This window comes from Halomonas sp. LES1 (assembly GCF_031846005.1).
GTDB lineage: Bacteria > Pseudomonadota > Gammaproteobacteria > Pseudomonadales > Halomonadaceae > Halomonas.
Window position 1 is genome coordinate 1 of sequence record NZ_JAVRGC010000003.1, and the last position, 17,039, is coordinate 17,039.

13 protein-coding genes and 1 pseudogene are annotated in these 17,039 nt (G+C 58.6%); 2 read left to right on the plus strand and 12 right to left on the minus strand.

All coding sequences use genetic code 11. The features are described from left to right. Together RM463_RS07305 and RM463_RS17515 are read right to left on the minus strand one after the other, a co-directional pair. On the minus strand, nt 1-2,155 hold a 2,155-nt coding region (locus RM463_RS07305; protein ID WP_311429607.1), incomplete at its 3' end, for an Ig-like domain-containing protein. A 225-nt stretch (nt 2,156-2,380) separates the two neighbouring features. Then, nucleotides 2,381-2,653, minus strand: a pseudogene (locus tag RM463_RS17515) (BapA/Bap/LapF family prefix-like domain-containing protein); the annotation flags it as partial. 682 nt (nt 2,654-3,335) lie between these two features. On the opposite strand from RM463_RS17515, the gene RM463_RS07310 reads away from it, so the two are divergent. After that, a complete protein-coding gene (locus RM463_RS07310; RefSeq protein ID WP_311429608.1) occupies nt 3,336-3,770 on the plus strand; it encodes an integrase core domain-containing protein in 435 nt (144 codons plus the stop codon). A 635-nt stretch (nt 3,771-4,405) separates the two neighbouring features. On the opposite strand, the gene RM463_RS07315 is transcribed toward RM463_RS07310, so the two are convergent. From RM463_RS07315 to RM463_RS07340, 6 genes are all read right to left on the minus strand, one after another. Then, nucleotides 4,406-4,783, minus strand: coding sequence for a hypothetical protein (locus RM463_RS07315; protein ID WP_311429609.1), 378 nt, complete (start codon nt 4,781-4,783; stop codon nt 4,406-4,408). 2 nt (nt 4,784-4,785) lie between these two features. Further along, the gene (locus RM463_RS07320; protein WP_311429610.1) at nt 4,786-5,661 is read right to left on the minus strand and encodes a TIR domain-containing protein; all 876 of its coding nucleotides are present in this window, start codon (nt 5,659-5,661) and stop codon (nt 4,786-4,788) included. 62 nt (nt 5,662-5,723) lie between these two features. Further along, entirely contained in the window at nt 5,724-6,242 is a 519-nt protein-coding gene (locus tag RM463_RS07325) for a hypothetical protein (protein ID WP_311429611.1), read from the minus strand. 83 nt (nt 6,243-6,325) lie between these two features. Beyond that, nucleotides 6,326-7,033 (minus strand): class I SAM-dependent methyltransferase, encoded by a 708-nt coding sequence (locus RM463_RS07330; protein WP_311429612.1) that lies wholly within the window; start codon nt 7,031-7,033, stop codon nt 6,326-6,328. After that, entirely contained in the window at nt 7,023-7,661 is a 639-nt protein-coding gene (locus RM463_RS07335) for a hypothetical protein (RefSeq protein ID WP_311429613.1), read from the minus strand. Before RM463_RS07335 ends, RM463_RS07330 begins: the two co-directional genes overlap by 11 nt. Nucleotides 7,662-7,938: 277 nt before the next feature. Continuing rightward, on the minus strand, nt 7,939-11,148 hold the full coding sequence (locus tag RM463_RS07340; RefSeq protein ID WP_311429614.1) for a type I restriction endonuclease: 3,210 nt from the start codon (nt 11,146-11,148) through the stop codon (nt 7,939-7,941). 565 nt (nt 11,149-11,713) lie between these two features. Here RM463_RS07340 and RM463_RS07345 point away from each other — a divergent pair. Continuing rightward, on the plus strand, nt 11,714-12,202 hold the full coding sequence (locus RM463_RS07345) for a hypothetical protein (RefSeq protein ID WP_311429615.1): 489 nt from the start codon (nt 11,714-11,716) through the stop codon (nt 12,200-12,202). Nucleotides 12,203-12,232: 30 nt separating this feature from the next. Here RM463_RS07345 and RM463_RS07350 read toward each other — a convergent pair whose 3' ends face one another. From RM463_RS07350 to RM463_RS07365, 4 genes are all read right to left on the minus strand, one after another. Next, nucleotides 12,233-13,183, minus strand: coding sequence for a LysR family transcriptional regulator (locus RM463_RS07350; protein ID WP_311429616.1), 951 nt, complete (start codon nt 13,181-13,183; stop codon nt 12,233-12,235). Between the two features lie 125 nt (nt 13,184-13,308). Then, on the minus strand, nt 13,309-14,649 hold the full coding sequence (locus RM463_RS07355; RefSeq protein ID WP_311429617.1) for a sodium/glutamate symporter: 1,341 nt from the start codon (nt 14,647-14,649) through the stop codon (nt 13,309-13,311). Between the two features lie 70 nt (nt 14,650-14,719). After that, on the minus strand, nt 14,720-16,033 hold the full coding sequence (locus tag RM463_RS07360; RefSeq protein ID WP_311429618.1) for an FAD-binding oxidoreductase: 1,314 nt from the start codon (nt 16,031-16,033) through the stop codon (nt 14,720-14,722). Nucleotides 16,034-16,382: 349 nt separating this feature from the next. Next, nucleotides 16,383-17,039, minus strand: coding sequence for an SOS response-associated peptidase (locus RM463_RS07365; protein ID WP_311429619.1), 657 nt, complete (start codon nt 17,037-17,039; stop codon nt 16,383-16,385).

Sequence of the window (17,039 nt, forward strand, 5' to 3'; positions counted from 1 at the left end):
CCGTCAGGCCGACGCTGGCCTCAACGCCATCGGAAAGCTCATCGGCGTTGACGGTGTCGTCGTCTGCGGCCTCGGCAATCGCCAGGGTCGGGGCGTCTGTGCCGTCGTCACCACCTGGGCTGGTGGTGTCGACGATCAGTTCGAAGGCGGCGCTCGGCTCCGAGGTGTTGTCAGCGTCATCGGTGGCGGTAGCGGTGAGGCTGTGGCTACCCTCGCCGAGGTCTGAGACCGGGGTGTAGCTCCAATGGCCGCTGTCATCCGCCACAGCGGTACCCAGTACGGTGTCACCATCGAAGATGGTCACCGTGCTGCCCGCCTCGGCGGTGCCAGACAGCGCCGGGGTGGTGTCGTCGGTGCTGTCACCGTTGGCAAGCGCCCCGGTCACATCACCTTCATCGTCCGCGACCTCTGCAATGGTCGGTGCGACCGGCGGCTGGGTGTCATTCAGTGAGGTGTCCACCGTGGTCGTTGCCTGTGGGCTGGTATTGCCTGCCGGATCCGTCGCGGTCACCGTGACCACGGTGTCGTCTGCCAACGGAGAATCCGGTGCCACCGACCAGTCACCGGTCGTCTCGTCCGCGGTGGTCGTCAGATCCGAGGTGCCGTCACCATCGACGTCGAGCTCAATCGTGCTCCCGGGCTCGGCGGTCCCGCTGATCACGGAGCCGTCGGTAGGGTTGATGACAGGCGCGTCTGGCGCGCTGATATCCACGTTCAACTCGAAGGCGTCGCTCGGCTCCGAGGTATTGTCAGCGTCATCGGTGGCGGTAGCGGTGAGGCTGTGGCTACCCTCGCCGAGGTCTGAGATCGGGGTGTAGCTCCAATGGCCGCTGTCATCCGCAACGGCGGTACCCAGTACGGTGTCACCATCGAGGATGGTCACCGTGCTGCCCGCCTCGGCGGTGCCGGACAGCGTCGGGGTGGCGTCGTCGGTGCTGTCACCGTTGGCAAGCGCCCCGGTCACATCACCTTCATCGTCCACGACCTCTGCAATGGTCGGTGCAACCGGCGGCTGGGTGTCATCCAGTGAGGTGTCCACCGTGGTCGTTGCCTGCGGGCTGGTATTGCCTGCCGGATCCATCGCGGTCACCGTGATCACGGTGTCGTCTGCCAACGGAGAATCCGGTGCCACCGACCAGTCACCGGTCGTCTCGTCCGCGGTGGTCGTCAGATCCGAAGTGCCGTCACCATCGACGTCGAGCTCAATCGTGCTCCCGGGCTCGGCGGTCCCGCTGATCACGGAGCCGTCGGTAGGGTTGATGTCAGGCGCATCTGGCGCGCTGATATCCACGTTCAACTCGAAGGCGGCGCTCGGCTCCGAGGTGTTGCCGGCGGGATCGGTCGCGGTGACCGTCAGGCTATGGCTGCCTTCGCCCAGTGGGTCCGTCGGGGTGAAACTCCAGCTGCCATTGCCGTCGGCGTCGACGGAGCCCAGTACGGTGCCACCGTCGAGGATGGTTACCGTGCTGCCCGCCTCGGCGGTGCCGGTCAGCGTCGGGGTGGTGTCGTCGGTGCTGTCACCGTTGGCAAGCGCCCCGGTCACATCGCCTTCATCGTCCGCGACCTCTGCAATGGTCGGTGCGACCGGCGGCTGGGTGTCCACCGTGGTCGTTGCCTGTGGGCTGGTATTGCCTGCCGGATCCGTCGCGGTCACCGTGACCACGGTGTCGTCTGCCAACGGAGAATCCGGTGCCACCGACCAGTCACCGGTCGTCTCGTCCGCGGTGGTCGTCAAATCCGAGGTGCCGTCACCATCGACGTCGAGCTCAATCGTGCTCCCGGGCTCGGCGGTCCCGCTGATCACGGAGCCGTCAGTAGGGTTGATGTCAGGCGCATCTGGCGCGCTGATATCCACGTTCAACTCGAAGGCGTCGCTCGGCTCCGAGGTGTTGCCGGCGGGATCGGTAGTGGTGACCGTCAGGCTATGGCTGCCTTCGCCCAGTGGGTCCGTCGGGGTAAAGCTCCAGTTGCCATTGCCGTCGGCTTCGACGGAGCCCAGTACGGTGTCTCCGTCCCGGATGGTCACCGTGCTATTCGCCTCGGCGGTGCCGGTCAGTGTCGGGGTGGTGTCATCGGTGCTGTCTCCGTTAGCAAGAGACCCAGTAATGACACCCTGGTCATCCAGAGCCTCCTTGATCTTTGGTCTTGGCGGCATAGTGGCGTCAGGGCTAGCGTCACCTTGGTCGTTACTACTACCGCTACTACTTCCGCCAGCTGCCGCCGCGGCTACACCAAGCGCAGCAGCACCTCCAAGAATCCCGGCGCCGCTAAAGCCAACACCACCCTGCTCTATGGCAGTAACCATATCGAAGCCGACCATGTCAGCCTGAGGAATATACTGTGCACTGACCAGACCACTATCCGTAGCAGGAGAAAGCTCTGCCCAGAGAACCTCCCCCTCGCTATCTACTAGATAGAGCTCGCTCACCCCTTGGCCGTCATCAGCGTAGAACTCGACAATTTTCAGGGTCTGCCCGTCGGTAGTGTTAACAATGAGGTCATCCCCGGTTCTGACAAGGGATGCGACATCCTCTGGGGTAATATCCAGTAATACCCTGCTGGAAGTTTCAAGAATGAGATCGCCTTCGACCTCCCAGGCCACTGCTTTAGAAAGCTTTTCTTCCAGACGGCTAACCTTGACATCCATGCCCATGTAACACTCCTTTTCGCTTTCTTAATTGTTCAAGATCAGGTACACCAAATTTTTGACGCGCTTTTCTACACCGATCGTATTTAATAGTGGCTTATAACAAAACAGTGAGCAAACTTCTGGCCTATAAATCCCACACCCCTACAGAGCAACCACCGCCCGGGTAAAAAACTTCCAAAAAAACACTTAAACACCAGCTCTACCTCTGCCACCCTGCACATATGCTATCCCTTTGTCCCACAGTACACCTCAGAATAGCACACTCATAAATAAAATCAACTGCCTTATGTATCTTTTTGTTCGAAAGTGTAATCGTAAAGTGTGTTGTAATTTGATAGGCAACACATCGCGACAGCCTCCTGAAAAAACCATGCCAAACGCCAATAAATGACTTTACAAACCGGGCTATGAAACCGAAGGTCACCAGCCTCAACTTACTGACCCACGTTTTCAATACCCACTATAGTTATGTACCCTCCTCCTCTATGCGTCAACGTAGTTGTCACCTAAACGGATTGAGAGGTGATCAGCGTGCGTTAGCCCGCAGAACGTAAGGAAGCCATTCTCAAGAAGATGGCGCCGCCGATGAGCATGACCATTCCGGAATTGGTCGAACAGGAAGGCATCAACGCGACAACCTTCTACAATTAATTGGCGGAAACAGGCCAGAGCACGAGGTCAGTTTTTGCCATCACGTTCCACCCAGCCCGACCAATGCATCAGCCAGGAGAAGTTCCAGATCGTCTTGGAGACGGCTCCGGTAAACGAGGCGGAAGTCAGTGCCTACTGCCGCGAGCGTGGGCTCTACCCCGAGCAGGTGGAGGCCTGGCAGGATGCCCGCATGAACGCCAGCGACGATGCCTTCGCCGAGTCGGCCTTCAAGACGCTGAAGTACCGGCCAGACTTCCCCGTCGACGGCTTCGCCACCCTGGCTGAGGCACAGGAGTGGATCCAGGAATTCACCGAGTGGTACAACCACGAGCACCGGCTTAGTGTTCTTCGCTACGTCACCCCAGGCCAGCGTCATAGCGGCGAAGCCGAAGAGACTCTGACGCAGCGCCGAGAGGTCTTTGAGGCCACGAAGCAGCGTCACCCAGAGCGTTGGTCGGGGCGCATCTGAAACCTCAGTTTACCGGAGGTGGTGCAAAAACTAGGGGGGCATTACAGCAGGACTGTACAGAGCCGTCGTCATTTTATATGGCAAATATGTTGACAGACTCTGACCGTTCCGTGGCAGCGATGTTGATTGCGTGCCGTTAGCAGCAGGTATGCCTTCAGTCGGGCACCTTACGGCGCTACCGCGCAATAAATTGCGCTCCTTCCAGGGAAAGCGACAAGCTCCGCGACGGAGCGAAGAGTCAAGCAAGTGGGATGGTGAAGCAAGAATGGTGGGCCCAGCTGGACTCGAACCAGCGACCAAGGGATTATGAGTTCGCTTTTAAAGCAATAAGTGACTGACTAACAAGGAAAAGCGACCGTAATCGAGCGAAAGGTACAGTTCTTTGGAATCTGTAGCTTAGCGAAAGTTGAGGATAGCATACGAAGCTGGTTTGTGTACCGCTCGTGTACCGTTTTAGCTCCCTCTCTCTCGAACAGCATGCCTCAGGGGGAGCGAAAAACTGCTCGCCTCAAAGGCATGCTGACCGCTTACGGCCCGAAGCGGCCATCTCGACTTTCCTGTTATAATCCTGGGCTCAGCCGCCGGTTTGTAGCGGCAGCGGAAAACCGATCGGCTGGAGCCCTTGGTTAGCAGCCTTATAGGCCATTAACAAAATTTGCAATACCATCCCAAGACCATTTAATCTTCTTTACACCATCAAGCTCAGCCGGGGCGTCATTAACTGAAGCATCACCAACGTAAACACCCAGAACCGGTATACCTTCTTCCTTAGCACAACGAATTTCCCAAAGAGCACCTTCACCTTGTTTAAGATGCCTGGTGATTAAAGCAACAACGCCGTCGCACCCTTTAATTTTCGTTCGGCATCTCGTTTTCCAAGAGTTGCTCCACGGTTCCTTAACTGACATATCGACCAACTCATAGGGCACACGACTCGCCCTTGCTTGACCAATAAAAAGATCACGCATGCGTTCATCTTCAATAGCAAAACTCGTAAATATACGCTTGGCCATAACTAATTTCCTTGTCCTTGGGTTATGCACAACGCCCAGTCGGTCAGAGCGCTTAAGAAGCTCCACTCAACTTGAGATAATGTGTAAATTAGTTCAATAACAACAACCACTAGCACGAACCAACGGAACCTCCTAACTACCTTGGCTTCTGTCTCAGTATTTGACTCGTAGCCAACGTCCTGTTTCAAGACCTGCCACTCGTGCTCAAACATATTAGTCCTGAGTTGCTTTTCGATCTGATCGATTACGGTGAATTTTCCGGTATTCAGCTTCCCGTATGAGCGCACCAACTTCTCCCACAAAAATGTGACCAAGAAGGCCATCAGAGAGAGAAGCAGCATCCCGATTGCCCCCACCACGGAGAACTCGAATGCTTTCCCAACAACTAACGATATTGAGAGGATTGAAGAAGTCACCGTAAAAAAGAGGTTGTTGACCCGCATCCTCTGGTCGGTGACTTTTTCCGTGGACCCTACCATTATCTTGTATTGTTCAAGTAACAGCTGACGGTCCTCTTCGTAGGTCTTTTTCAAATACCCCCAGCAGTTTTCTAAGTCATCAAATACCGGAAAACCTTGGCAAAAAAGCACGGAATCCTCACTAGCAGAATTCAGTTTAATACCCACAACCTGCTTGTTTAAATTTTTTGCCTTCGCGTACTCCCACTTCATTGGATCGCTTTTGAAGGTTTCATGGCCAACAAAGAAAACGACGAAATCAACCTCCTTTAACTGGCTCTCTACCCTGTCTTTCCAATAATCTGAGTGCTCACTTTCTCTCAGGATCGCAATGGATTCACCCGAGATTGATAGCAAGCTATCCAAGGCTTGTGATGAAGCCCCAGAGTCAATCGTCCTGTTGCAAACAAAAATCTTCAAAAGCTAAGTCATCCTAAATTTTCGAAGTGAAAAAACTGCTAATTCTGCCAAAAGCGGCGAATTTACGAGTCCGCTTTACTGGCCTTATTATAAAATTCTGAACGGTGCAAGTCGAACCACTTATATAACAGCAATACTACAAAAACCATAGCCACCGAAATTAATGCTGTTTTTTCAGGCGATGTGATGTCTGCTTTATTGAAAATAAAGCTTGGCACTGACTTTAAAGGCGTTTCCCAATAGGCAACTTTTATTAATATTCCAGACATCGCTTTTAAAGCATCAACTGATGCCACAACACAAAGAAATGAAGCTATTGATGTTCCAGCAGCGGAGGAAAGATAGCCGCCTGGATATTTGTAAGATACAAAGAAACCAATTATCACCAAAATAACTGCAAATATATAGGATAAGAATCCCATCCACTCTGGATTCTGGTACGTTAATAGTGTCATAAATGCAGTAACTGCGGCCCCCACAACAACTCCACATGAATCACTGAGAGCTGCCTTTAGACCACCCAAAAGTGATTTTCTAACACCAAAAATTCGAAATAAAATTGACTTAATCTTATCTTTCATAGCACTTCCTTAAAGTTTTATAACGCCTGCATTTTCGGCTGGTTTGAAGCGTAGCGGAAAACAAGTACGACAACATGCGCTTGTTAGAGTTTTTTGCAAGTAAACACACAGTATCGTGGGGTCTCCCATTTGGCTCCATATTTTTCTTGTACATCATCTTCTGGATAAGTTTCATCAAATCCATCAATAGCGAAACCAGACTCAACCAGTTTGTTAAAGTACTCCGACAACGGCCTGTGATGGTATGGCACCCCACTGATCGTATTTTGTGAATCTTTGGTGATGGTAAATGACACGTTCTTTATCATTGGAGTCATATAATTATATTCATCTCCGAAAACTCCCTTATACTCATTGTAAAAGCAGGGGTGAGGGATTGAGAAAATAAAATGACTATTGGCTTTTAGGTGTTGGCCAATTGATTCAAAGAACGCAAAAAGGTCATCAACAACGTGTGCAACAAGATGAGAAAAAGCGACCTCATAAAATTCATCTTGCTCCAAATCGAATGAAGCACAGTTCAGCAGCCTAACATTAGTTAAAGACAAAACGTCTTTTGCGACCCCATACATTCCTGCAGAAGGTTCTATTGCCGTAACGGAAAACCCTAACTTAAATAACTCATTGGAAATGTGGCCAGTACCAGCGCCCACTTCCAGAACATTGCTAGGTGAAAGGCTCTTAATTCGACTTACTAGAAGTGGCTTAAATACCTCGTTGAATGTTAAGTCTTTTCCTGACTCAATTTGCTCTCGACGTATTTGTGCCGAATTGCACCATCTATGCGGCATTAGATAACTCCTTGGATTTTCTAATTACATCCTTTGCCATTGCAATTATTTGTGGGCCAGAATTATTATCAAAAATTGTAATCTCGTGATCAGGATGAACGCCGCGGGCAATGGCGAGTTTTTCAGCGCCGCTACGATCACCATTCACTAATGTAAACCTGGCTTCTGGTGATATATTTTCTTTCGTGACAATAAAGGATGCGCCTTTCAGGTTTTCTCTAAGTGCTTCGGGGACTTCATTTGGTGTGATAATTTCAATGCGAGTGCCGCTTTCGATTTTTGATTGAAGAATTGATATCAACTTATCTTCACCTACCAGCCAAGAGACTCTGTTACTCACAACCGTTGCACTAGTGCCAGTAGAGATAAAATTCTCCATGAATTTGAGGGTATCTTTTGGTACTTTATCGGTTTGTGTGTCAGGAAGGTATTTCATACCTTTTTTAGCAAGCATAAGGATCACTGCAACTACCTCTATGATCACAGAGCCTATTAGCCACTCTAAATGGGAAAGCTCTTTGGTTTCCGAAAAAAACCAAGCATACCCAATACCTGCCAGCGTCATAGCAGCGGTTAGACCAGTAATCAATAGAAAAAGATAAAGTGTATGTTTTACAAGGTTTTGCATTATGTTCCTTTAATGATGCTTATACTCGGGACTACGTGAGCTCTAACAGGTATTAGATAGCGCGCGCGCTTTCCCACTTTAACTCGCGTGCGCGTTCAAGAATGTTATGCTTCATGCTCGACCATCTCTTAGCTTATTGAAAATGCAGAGGGTTAAATATAGCCCGGCCACATAACACCAACCGCAGCGCATGCGGCATAACATCGATGAACGTGCCTGCTGCCTTTGCCGACATGGCGACTTCAGGTTGTTATCAGTCACGTTGGCCCCTAAACCGCTATTCAATAGGCGAGTCACAGCTCGACCTCCCCGCCAACAACTTCAGTATCAACAGTGCAAACTGTCTCCCCGTCTCCTCATCTTCTAACAGCGGCATGCTGAGTTTCTCATGGTCGCTCAGTGCATCCAGTACGGCGTCGGTCACCTTCTTTGGGAACAGGCCGTGCATCACCTGATCCTCGCTATGATTGCGCACCTGAGCCATCACTGCCTCGTCGCGCTCTATGCGGTCGGCGATGCCATTGGCGAAGTGAAGCTTGTCGTCGTCGCTGACATCGGCGCCGTAGAGGTCGTTGAGCCGATCGATGATCTCGGCCAGGCGCTGCTTTTCGGGGTCGTGGGGCTTGCCTGAGCCGACTTCGCTGACCGGGGTGAGGCCGTAGTCGCCCTCGGCCTCTTCCAGGCGCAGGCGCTTCTCCTCGCGCTTGGTGAGGCGGTAGTGGGTCAGCTCCAGCTCGCTGACGTCGATGCTCTCCTCTTCCAACAGGCGGTCGATGCGCAGCAGCGGGGTGAGGTGGCGGGCATAGACGCACAGTTGCTCCAGCTCGGCGTCGTCGAAGGTGACGATCTGGCTGAGGAACTCGTAGGTGCGCACGAAGCTGGCGAGGTTCTTGCGGAACAGGTCGAGCTCGTCCTGGGCGGTGCCGGCCTCCTTGAGCTCCTGCTCGGCGCGCTTGAGGCCCTTGTCGTCGCCATTCTGCTCGGCGATGCGGCGGGCCTCCTTCCAGGTCTGCAGGTGTTCGAGAAGCGCTTGATACTTGTGCTTGAAGCGGTCCTGGGCGGGACGGCAGTAGTAGCTGAGGCTCGATGCCGGGGCCTTGGGATCGAAGAAGGCCTTGGCGAAGCCCTCCACCTCGGGCCATTGGTAGATACCGCTGGCATCCAGACTTCGCTGCAGATCGTAGACCACCTGGGGGTCGGAGACATCGGCCAGCTCCGCCTTGCGGTAATAGGGGGCGAAGGCGTCGAGAATCTCCTGCTCGTCGTTGTAGAAATCGAGGATAAAGGTCTGCTTGCCGGGGAACAGCCGGTTGAGCCGCGAGAGGGTCTGCACGCAGTCCACGCCCTGGAGCTTCTTGTCCACGTACATGGCGCATAGCTTGGGCTGGTCGAAGCCGGTCTGGAACTTGTTGGCGGCGATCATCACGTTGAAGTCATCGGTGTCGAACGCCTCGGCCAGGTCGCGGCCCTTGAGCCCGGGGTTGAGCAGTTGGCTGGTCTCGGTGACCTCCTCGGGGATCACCTCATCGGGCGGCACGCTGCCGGAGAAGGCCACCATGGGGTGAACATCGTCATAGCCCTGCTCGGCGATGTAGTCGCGCATGGCCAGCTGATAGCGCACCGCTTCCTGGCGGCTGGCGGTGACCACCATGGCCTTGGCCTGGCCATCGAGCAGGTGACGGACGTTGTCGCGGTAGTGCTCGACGATCACCTCGACCCGCTGGGCGATGTTGTAGGGGTGCAGGCGCACCCACTTGGCCAGGGTGCGCGAGGCCTTCTTGGAATCGACCTCCTGCTCCTCGCCATCGGGGTGGGCGAGCTTCCAGGCGGTGCTGTAGGTGACGTAGTTGGTGAGCACATCGAGGATAAAGCCCTCCTCGATGGCCTGGCGCATGGAGTAGAGGTGGAACGGCTCGGGCAGGTTGTCGCCACTGGCCGGCAGCTCAGGATCCGGCGCCCGCCCGAACAGCTCCAGGGTCTTGGCCTTGGGGGTGGCGGTAAAGGCGTAGTAGCTGATGCGCTCGCTGGGGCGGCGCGAGGCCACGGCGGCATCCAGCATCGCCTCGGCGCTGATTTCCAGCTCACCGCCGCTCTCACTCCCACTATCGCCCTCTACGGTTTCGCCTGCCGCCGCCAGCAGCGCCTTGAGCTTGCTGGCCGAGCTGCCGGTCTGCGAGGAGTGAGCCTCGTCGGCGATCACCGCGTAGTGACCTTCGGCGAGCCGGGGGCGCTTGTCCAGGGCGTCGAACAGCGCCGGGAAGGTCTGGATGGTGACGATGATGATGCGGGTGTTGCTGGCCAGCGCCTCGGCGAGCTGCTCCGACTTGCTCTGGTTGCCGACGTCGCGGGTGATCGGGCACACCACGCCGTGGGCATGCTCGAACTGATAGATGGTGTCCTGCAGCTGGCTGTCGAGCACCGTGCGGTCGGTGACCACGATCACCGAGTTGAAGAGTTTCTTCCCATCCTCGGCGTAGAGATTGGCCAGCTGGTGGGCGGCCCAGGCGATGGAGTTGGACTTGCCGGAACCGGCACTGTGCTGCACCAGGTAACGCTGCCCCGGCCCCTCGGCCAGGGTGGCCTGTACCAGGCGATTGACTACCTCCCACTGGTGATAGCGCGGGAAGATCAGCGTCTCTTTATGGCCGCGCCGACCGTGGAAGTCCTCAAAGGGCTTCTTCTCCAGGTGCAGGAAGCGACCGAGCACCTTCAGCCAGGCATCCGGCGCGAACACCTCCTCCCACAGATAGCCGGTGGCGTAGCTGGCCTCGTCCGGCGCCGGCGGGTTACCCGCACCGCCCTCCTCCGTGCCGCGGTTGAAGGGCAGAAAGTAGGTATCCTTGCCAGCCAGCTTGGTGGTCATGGCCACCTCGTCCTGGCTCACCGCGAAGTGGACCAATGCACCGCGCTTGAAGGTCAGCAGCGGCTCCGGCTTGCGGGTGACGGGATCCTTGATCGGGCGGTCCTGGCGATACTGGCGCTTGGCGTTCTCCACCGTCTGCTTGAACTGGCTCTTGAGCTCCAGCGTCGCGGTGGGGATGCCGTTGACGAACAGCACCAGGTCGAGGCGCGGGTTGTATTGCCCTTCCCGGGCGTGGGGCGAGTAGGAGACCTCGGGCACCACCCGCAGCCGATTGGCGCGATAGCGGGCCAGCGAATCCGGGTTCATGCCGTGGTCGGGCTGGAAGCTGCACAGGTCGAACTTCACCCCCGGCACCTTGAAGCCGTGGCGCAGCACCTCCAGGGTGCCGGCCCGCTCCAGCTCACGCACCACCTTCTGAACGAACACCTGCTCCGGCGCCTGGGGGTTGGCCTTGCAGAACTTCTCCCAGCGCTCAGGCCAGGCCTCGCGAACGTAGCCGAGCAGATCTTCGGTATAGAGCGCCGAGGTGCGTTCAAAGCCGCTGGCCGGACCGGTCCTCCAGCCGTGGGCCGTCATGGCCTCGATGATGTCCTGCTGAAAGCGGGCTTCCCTGCTATCCGCCATGTTCTCCCCTGCGTTTAGCGTAATTATGAGTAACAGCCTAGCGCTTTGGGGATGGAAGGAGAAGGCGACTTAGGGCGGTGCATTGCCCTTTGGAAGGCCGCACGCCAATCGTCGAGGGTTCATTTAAGCATCATGGCTGGTATGGCGTTGAGTTAGCCCGATCAGACGCTCACGACACTGCTAGGACTCAGGTTCTGAACATCACCTCACGACCTGGAGAAAAGTAACCTCCCAAGGTGCGCTTCCGTGAGAGGCGTGGGGGTGTTGTCGTATGAAATGATGCCGGACACAGCGACCGGGGCGAGTCGCTGATCCTTCTCAGATGGGGGCCTCCGGCTGGTTTAACTCCTTCTCTGAAAACGGCCGCCACGGGCGATTCCAAGCGCATTCCTAAGGAACCACTGAACAGTTCGTCACTGGGCAGTTTGGGCGCAAGAGATCTGCTTCATCGGGTGGCTCGGTCAGGTGGTGACAGGGTGGCCAGATTTTCCTTTGCCGACGACTGCCAGGCAGCTGGGGCGGGGTTTATGCAGCGTTTCCTTAGTGTGCCTTACGACGACCGTTAATGTTCCTGAAGGCGTTGGCGCAGGGCCACGCCGTTGGCCTACCGTGCCGACCGAGATGCCATGCCGGGTACCCGGCTTCGAGTCTACCCCCGTGCACGACGCACCTCCACTCCGTTCAAGCAACAGGGATACGCACCATGAAAGCGATCAAGTTCGATCATCGGGACACGGCCTTCACTAACCGTGGCGGCCCGCCCGGCCACGCCGAGGTCGGGCGCACCGTCTCGACCGAGCTCAGCCAGACCATGGGCGCCGGCTTTGCTCGCTGGGACGGCGCCGAGGTCGAATGGACGGTCCTCTACGACGAGCTCATCTTCGTCATCGAAGGGGCTCTGGAGGTAGAGACCCGGGAGGAGACGCACATCGTCACGCCGGGGCAGATGCTGTGGCTGCCCAACGGCACCTGGCTCAAGTACCGCGGCAAGGCGCTGTTCGGCTATGCGGTCTATCCGGGCAACTGGAAGGCGCTGCTCGAGCAGCAGGCCTGAGCCCAGGCGGCACGCCCCTCGGCGGGCACGTCAGCCCGCCGCCAGCATCTTCTCGACCTCGGGCCGAATGGCGGCCTCGTAGTGGCGGCTGCAGAAGCGGGCCAGCTCGGCCGGCAAGGAGCCCTGTTCGCCCTCCCAGGCGAGCAAGTAGAGCTCTCGTTGCAGGGCCGGCCCCGGCAGGGGCGCCAGCCGGATCTGAAAGGCCTCGTGGCGCGCGTGCAACAGGCTCAGCGCGGAGGTAATGCCCCATCCCAGTCGCGCCTGGACCAACGCCAGCATGGAGTCCGTGGTGTCGAACTCGATCCGTCGCTGGCACTCCAGTCCCAGGCGCCGGAGGTGGATGTCGATGTCCAGCCCCATGCGTGAGTGGCGGGAGTAGCGAATCATTCCCAGGGAGCGACTCATCTTGGCCAACGCCTCCCGGCTGTCGACCCACCGCTCGGGCGGCAGGACGAGCAGGTACGGATCGCTGAACAGGTGATGCCGCTCCAGCCCCTCGCGATGCTCCATGGCGCTGGAGGTCACCAGCACGTCGATATGGCGCTGCAGGAGGCTCTCCTCGTTGGGCTCGCAAAAGCCGGAGCGCAGCGTCAGCTCCTCGATCCTCGCTCCCAGCCGGTTGACCACCAGCGGGGCGAAGACGGAGGCGAAGGAGTCCACGAAGCCGCAGCGTAGGAAGGGGGCGGCGTCCATGCCGGTGCGCCCGACGTTGGCGACCACGCTGCGCGCCTCGCTCAGCAGAGTGCGGCTCTCGCGATAGAGGCGTTCGCCGGCGACCGTGGGCCTTAGGGGGCGGCACTGGCGGTCGATCAGCGTGAGTCCCAGCTGCTTTTCCAGCCGCGTCAGCGATTGCGAGATCGCCGATTGCGTGAACCCCAGGGTCCTGGCCGCCTCGGCCATGCTGCGGCAGTCAATGATCTGGCAGAAGGCCTGGAGCTGTCGGAGATCTGGGAGGTCGAGGCGGGGAGAGAAACTGGTCATGATCGTAGCGTGTCGGTATCCGGAGACGACGCTCGAAGGGGCTGCCCTGCGGGCGTCAATCGCTCAATATACCACGCAGCCGGCCCCGCCAGAGGGGATTCTGGCGGGGCCGGCGCTCGCGTCGACTAGCGGGCCGTCTGCAAGCGGGCAGCCGAGCCGCGGAAGGCGCGGGCCAGCAGCTGCACGATCACGATGTAGCCCAGCATGCCGACCAGGGCCTGCCAGCCGTAGCCGCTCAGCACCAGCATGGGCATCAGCGAGATCAGCAGAATATCGACCACGGCGCCGGGCACATAGGCGATGGCGTAGTCATCGAGCACCTTGCTCTTCATCTGCGGATCGGCCACCCGTAGCAGCAGGATGCCCATGGCCACGGTGCCGGTCATCCAGCCCCAGGAGAAGATGCCCTTCTCGAACCACTCCTTGCCCAGCATGCGCGGCGCTACTACCAGTACGAGGAAGAGGCACATCGCTAGGCCCGTGGCCATCAGCAGCGCCATGGGCACAGCATAGGTGATGAGCACCGAGATCTGGATGGAGGCGATGCCGAAGACGATCAGGAAGTCGGTGGCGCCGCCGGCGGTGTGGTTGAAGATGCCGTCATCCAGGAAGCGGCCGGCGCCGGACCTCTGCAGCAGGGTGCGCGCGATGCAGCCGAGCAAAAAGGCGCAGGCGAACTTGGGCACCGAGACCAGGTCATGCAGGCCCGAGAGGGCGTTGCTCATCAGGTAGGCCAGGGCGGTGACCACCAGCACCACCGCGGCATGCACGGCAAAGGTGTCCACCGACATGGAGGAGATCCCCTCGCGGGCCACGATGCGACGGTCCTCCTCCTTGACCAGGCCGCGGCGCAGCTCGGTGCTCATCTCGGCGAAGCGGGGCAGCCCCTTGAGCCAGCCGCGATTGACGCCGAAGTTGAGCAGGGCCATGCCCAGAAAGATGGCAGCGAAGATCCCGAAGGTGGCGGAGCTCAGCGCCAGGGTGAAGGCGTCGTCCCAGCCCAGCTGCTGGAAGGATTCGCCGATGGCCACCGCGGTACCATGCCCGCCCATGAAGCCGGCCGGCATGATCAGGCCGAAGCCAGGGCTCAGCTCGGGCCACAGGGTCGCCACCATCAGCCAGCCGGCGACCAGGCCGACGCACCATTGGCTGACCGTCACAGTCTGGTTGAAGGCCCACAGGGTGCCGGCCCGTCCCAACACCTCGCGGGCGCTGGGGAACTGGGTGGCGAGGCCCACGGCGGCGAATATCACCGTGATCAGGACGCCGGCGTAGGAGGTGAAGCTGTCTGACCAGGGCAGCACGTCGAGGGCGTAGGGGCCGAGTGCCAGCCCCAGCAGCCCGGCGATCATAGAGACCGGTATGAACAGGTGCTGTATCACGCTCACCCTGACACGGATGAGTTTGGCCAGCAGCAGCAGCAGGCTGGCGATGCCCAGGTCGAGGACCAGATCCCAGATATTCATAGGTGTTGCTCCATTTGTCGTTATCGGATCGATCGTTCGCTGCAATTATCGCGAGCAGCATTTATCGCGTTCAGAATTCGCTCCGGCTGGCCCAGGCGGCATAGCGCAGGCGTGTCTTGACGCCCAGGCTGAGGAAGGGCTCCGGCGGGTTGAGCCCGGGCTTGCCGGAGATGGCCAGCATGTCGGAGAGCAGCTCCGACGATTCGCCCAGCGCCATCTCCGCCAGCAAGCGGCCGGAGATGGTGCCTCGACCGGCGCCGACGCTCTGATGGATCCCGGACATCCAGGCGTTCTCGGCGACCTTGCCGAACCAGGGTTCGAAATTGGTGGACAGTCCGCAGGCGCCACCCCAGGTCTCCTCGAACGGAACGTGGGCCAGCTGGGGGTATCGCGCAATGAAGGAGTCGCGATGGCCCTGGCGGATGGCAGCGCGCCCCTTCGGGTCGTCGTGATACTTCGGGACGAAGCGGTACTGGTTGCGCACCATCAGTCGGAAGTCGTGGGTCATGCGCAGCGTCGTGCCGGCATGATCCGCCGGCGTCAGCCCCCACTGGCGATCGAGGAAGCCGGCACGCTCTTCGACCGCCAACGGACGTGTCATGCTGGCGAAGGTCATGATGGGCAGCATACGTCGGCGCAGGAAGCCGAACTGGCCGGAGTAGATGTTGGAGCCGAGGATCAGACCGTCGGCCCGGACGCTTCCCTCGGGGGTCTGGGCGACCCAGCGACCGGCCTCCCGGGTAAGCGACATGACCGGGCTCTCCTCATGCAGCATAACGTTCGACGGTAGGTGGTTTGCCAGCCCCCGTACTAGGGCGGCGGGCTGCATCAGGGCGCCGCCGGCGGTGTAGATGGCGGCCGCGTAGTGTCGCGTGCCCAGTCGACTCGCCAGGGCCTCGCCCTCGAGACGCTCGAAAGGATAGTCGAGCATCTTCAGGCAGGTCTCGAAGTGATCAAGGAAGACCAGACCGCGCTTGCCAACGGCCCCCTGGTACTTGCCTTCAATGGACCAGCCGCAGTCGATTCCATGGCGCTCCACGAGATCCTGGAGATCGGCGATAGCCTGGCGGTTGAGCCTTAACTGGCGCTGCTTGCGACAGTCGTCCTTACTCTCCAGGTCCCGCTTGTGGGGCAGGTCGATTACGAAGCCGGAGTTGCGTCCCGAGGCGCCCTGGCCGACCCGGAGTCCCTCCAGCAGGGCCACCGACTGGTGCGGGCGCAGTTCGCCCAGCCGCCGGGCGGCGGCCAGGCCGGTGAAGCCAGCCCCGATGACCAGCCAGTCAACGTCCTTGGCGCGTCGCAAAACGTCGGCGGAGGCCGCCGGCGGCAGCATCCGATACCAGCCGTTAGAGCCGTCGTCCTCGGGTAGTATGGTCGCAGACACTGCCTCGCCCTCCCTGTGTGTAAACCTGAATCCATTGCGGTTCGTTGCGGGGATAGTGCGGCAGCATAGGTGTCGGCCCAACCAGCATCAGAAAAACTAACGGGCCGCTTTATGGAAAGTGAAGGAAGCCTAATATCTCGAGACTAAAGTTTAAGGGAAACGCTACATGAATCCCGCTACGAGCTGCCTGACAGAAGTTGGCAAGGGAAAATCTAGCCACCCTGTCACCACCTGGCCGAGCCACCCGATGAAGCAGATCTCTTTCGCCCAAACTGCCCAGTGCCGAATTGTTTAGTGGTTCCCTAAACTGCACCTACCCGCCAGGCATCGGAACAGCACTGATAATGATTCAGCTCAGCGCCTCGATCAGCGCCGGATCATCCTCTACCGGCTTGTTGACCCGGGTACTGACCGGCCAGTGGGCCAGTCGATCGTGCGGGAGGTGGTGGACCAGCTGGCTGATCGTCTCACGCTCTGTCAGGTCGGGATCGAGCCAGGGCTCCAGGCTCTGTTGATCCAGAATCAGCGGCATGCGTGCATGGATCGCCTTGGCGATGCCGCGGGCGGGCTCGGTAAGGATGGCGCAACCGGGCTTGCCGTCCGGGCGTTCCGTCCAGATACCGGCAAACCACAGCGGCTCGCCGCCGCGGTGGGTCAGGTAGTGGGGTTGCTTGCGACCGTCCACCGCCAGCCACTCATACCAGCCATTGGCCGCCACCAAGCAGCGATGATGGGCGAAGGCCCCGCGGAAGTAGGGAGAAGTGGCCACCTTCTCGACGGTGGCGTTGATCGGCTGAGGGGCCTTGTCGTCGGCCCAGTGGAGCCGATAGCCCCACCACAGCGCGTCAAGGCTCAGCTGGCCGCTATCGTCGCTTCGGCGCACCGCGCTGATCCAAGTGCCCGGCGCGACGTTGAAGCGGGGGCTAATCTCGCCCTCGGCCAGGGGCAGCCTGAGGGAGCGTGCCAAGCTGGGATAATCGCTATAAAGGGCGAAGCGGCCACACAT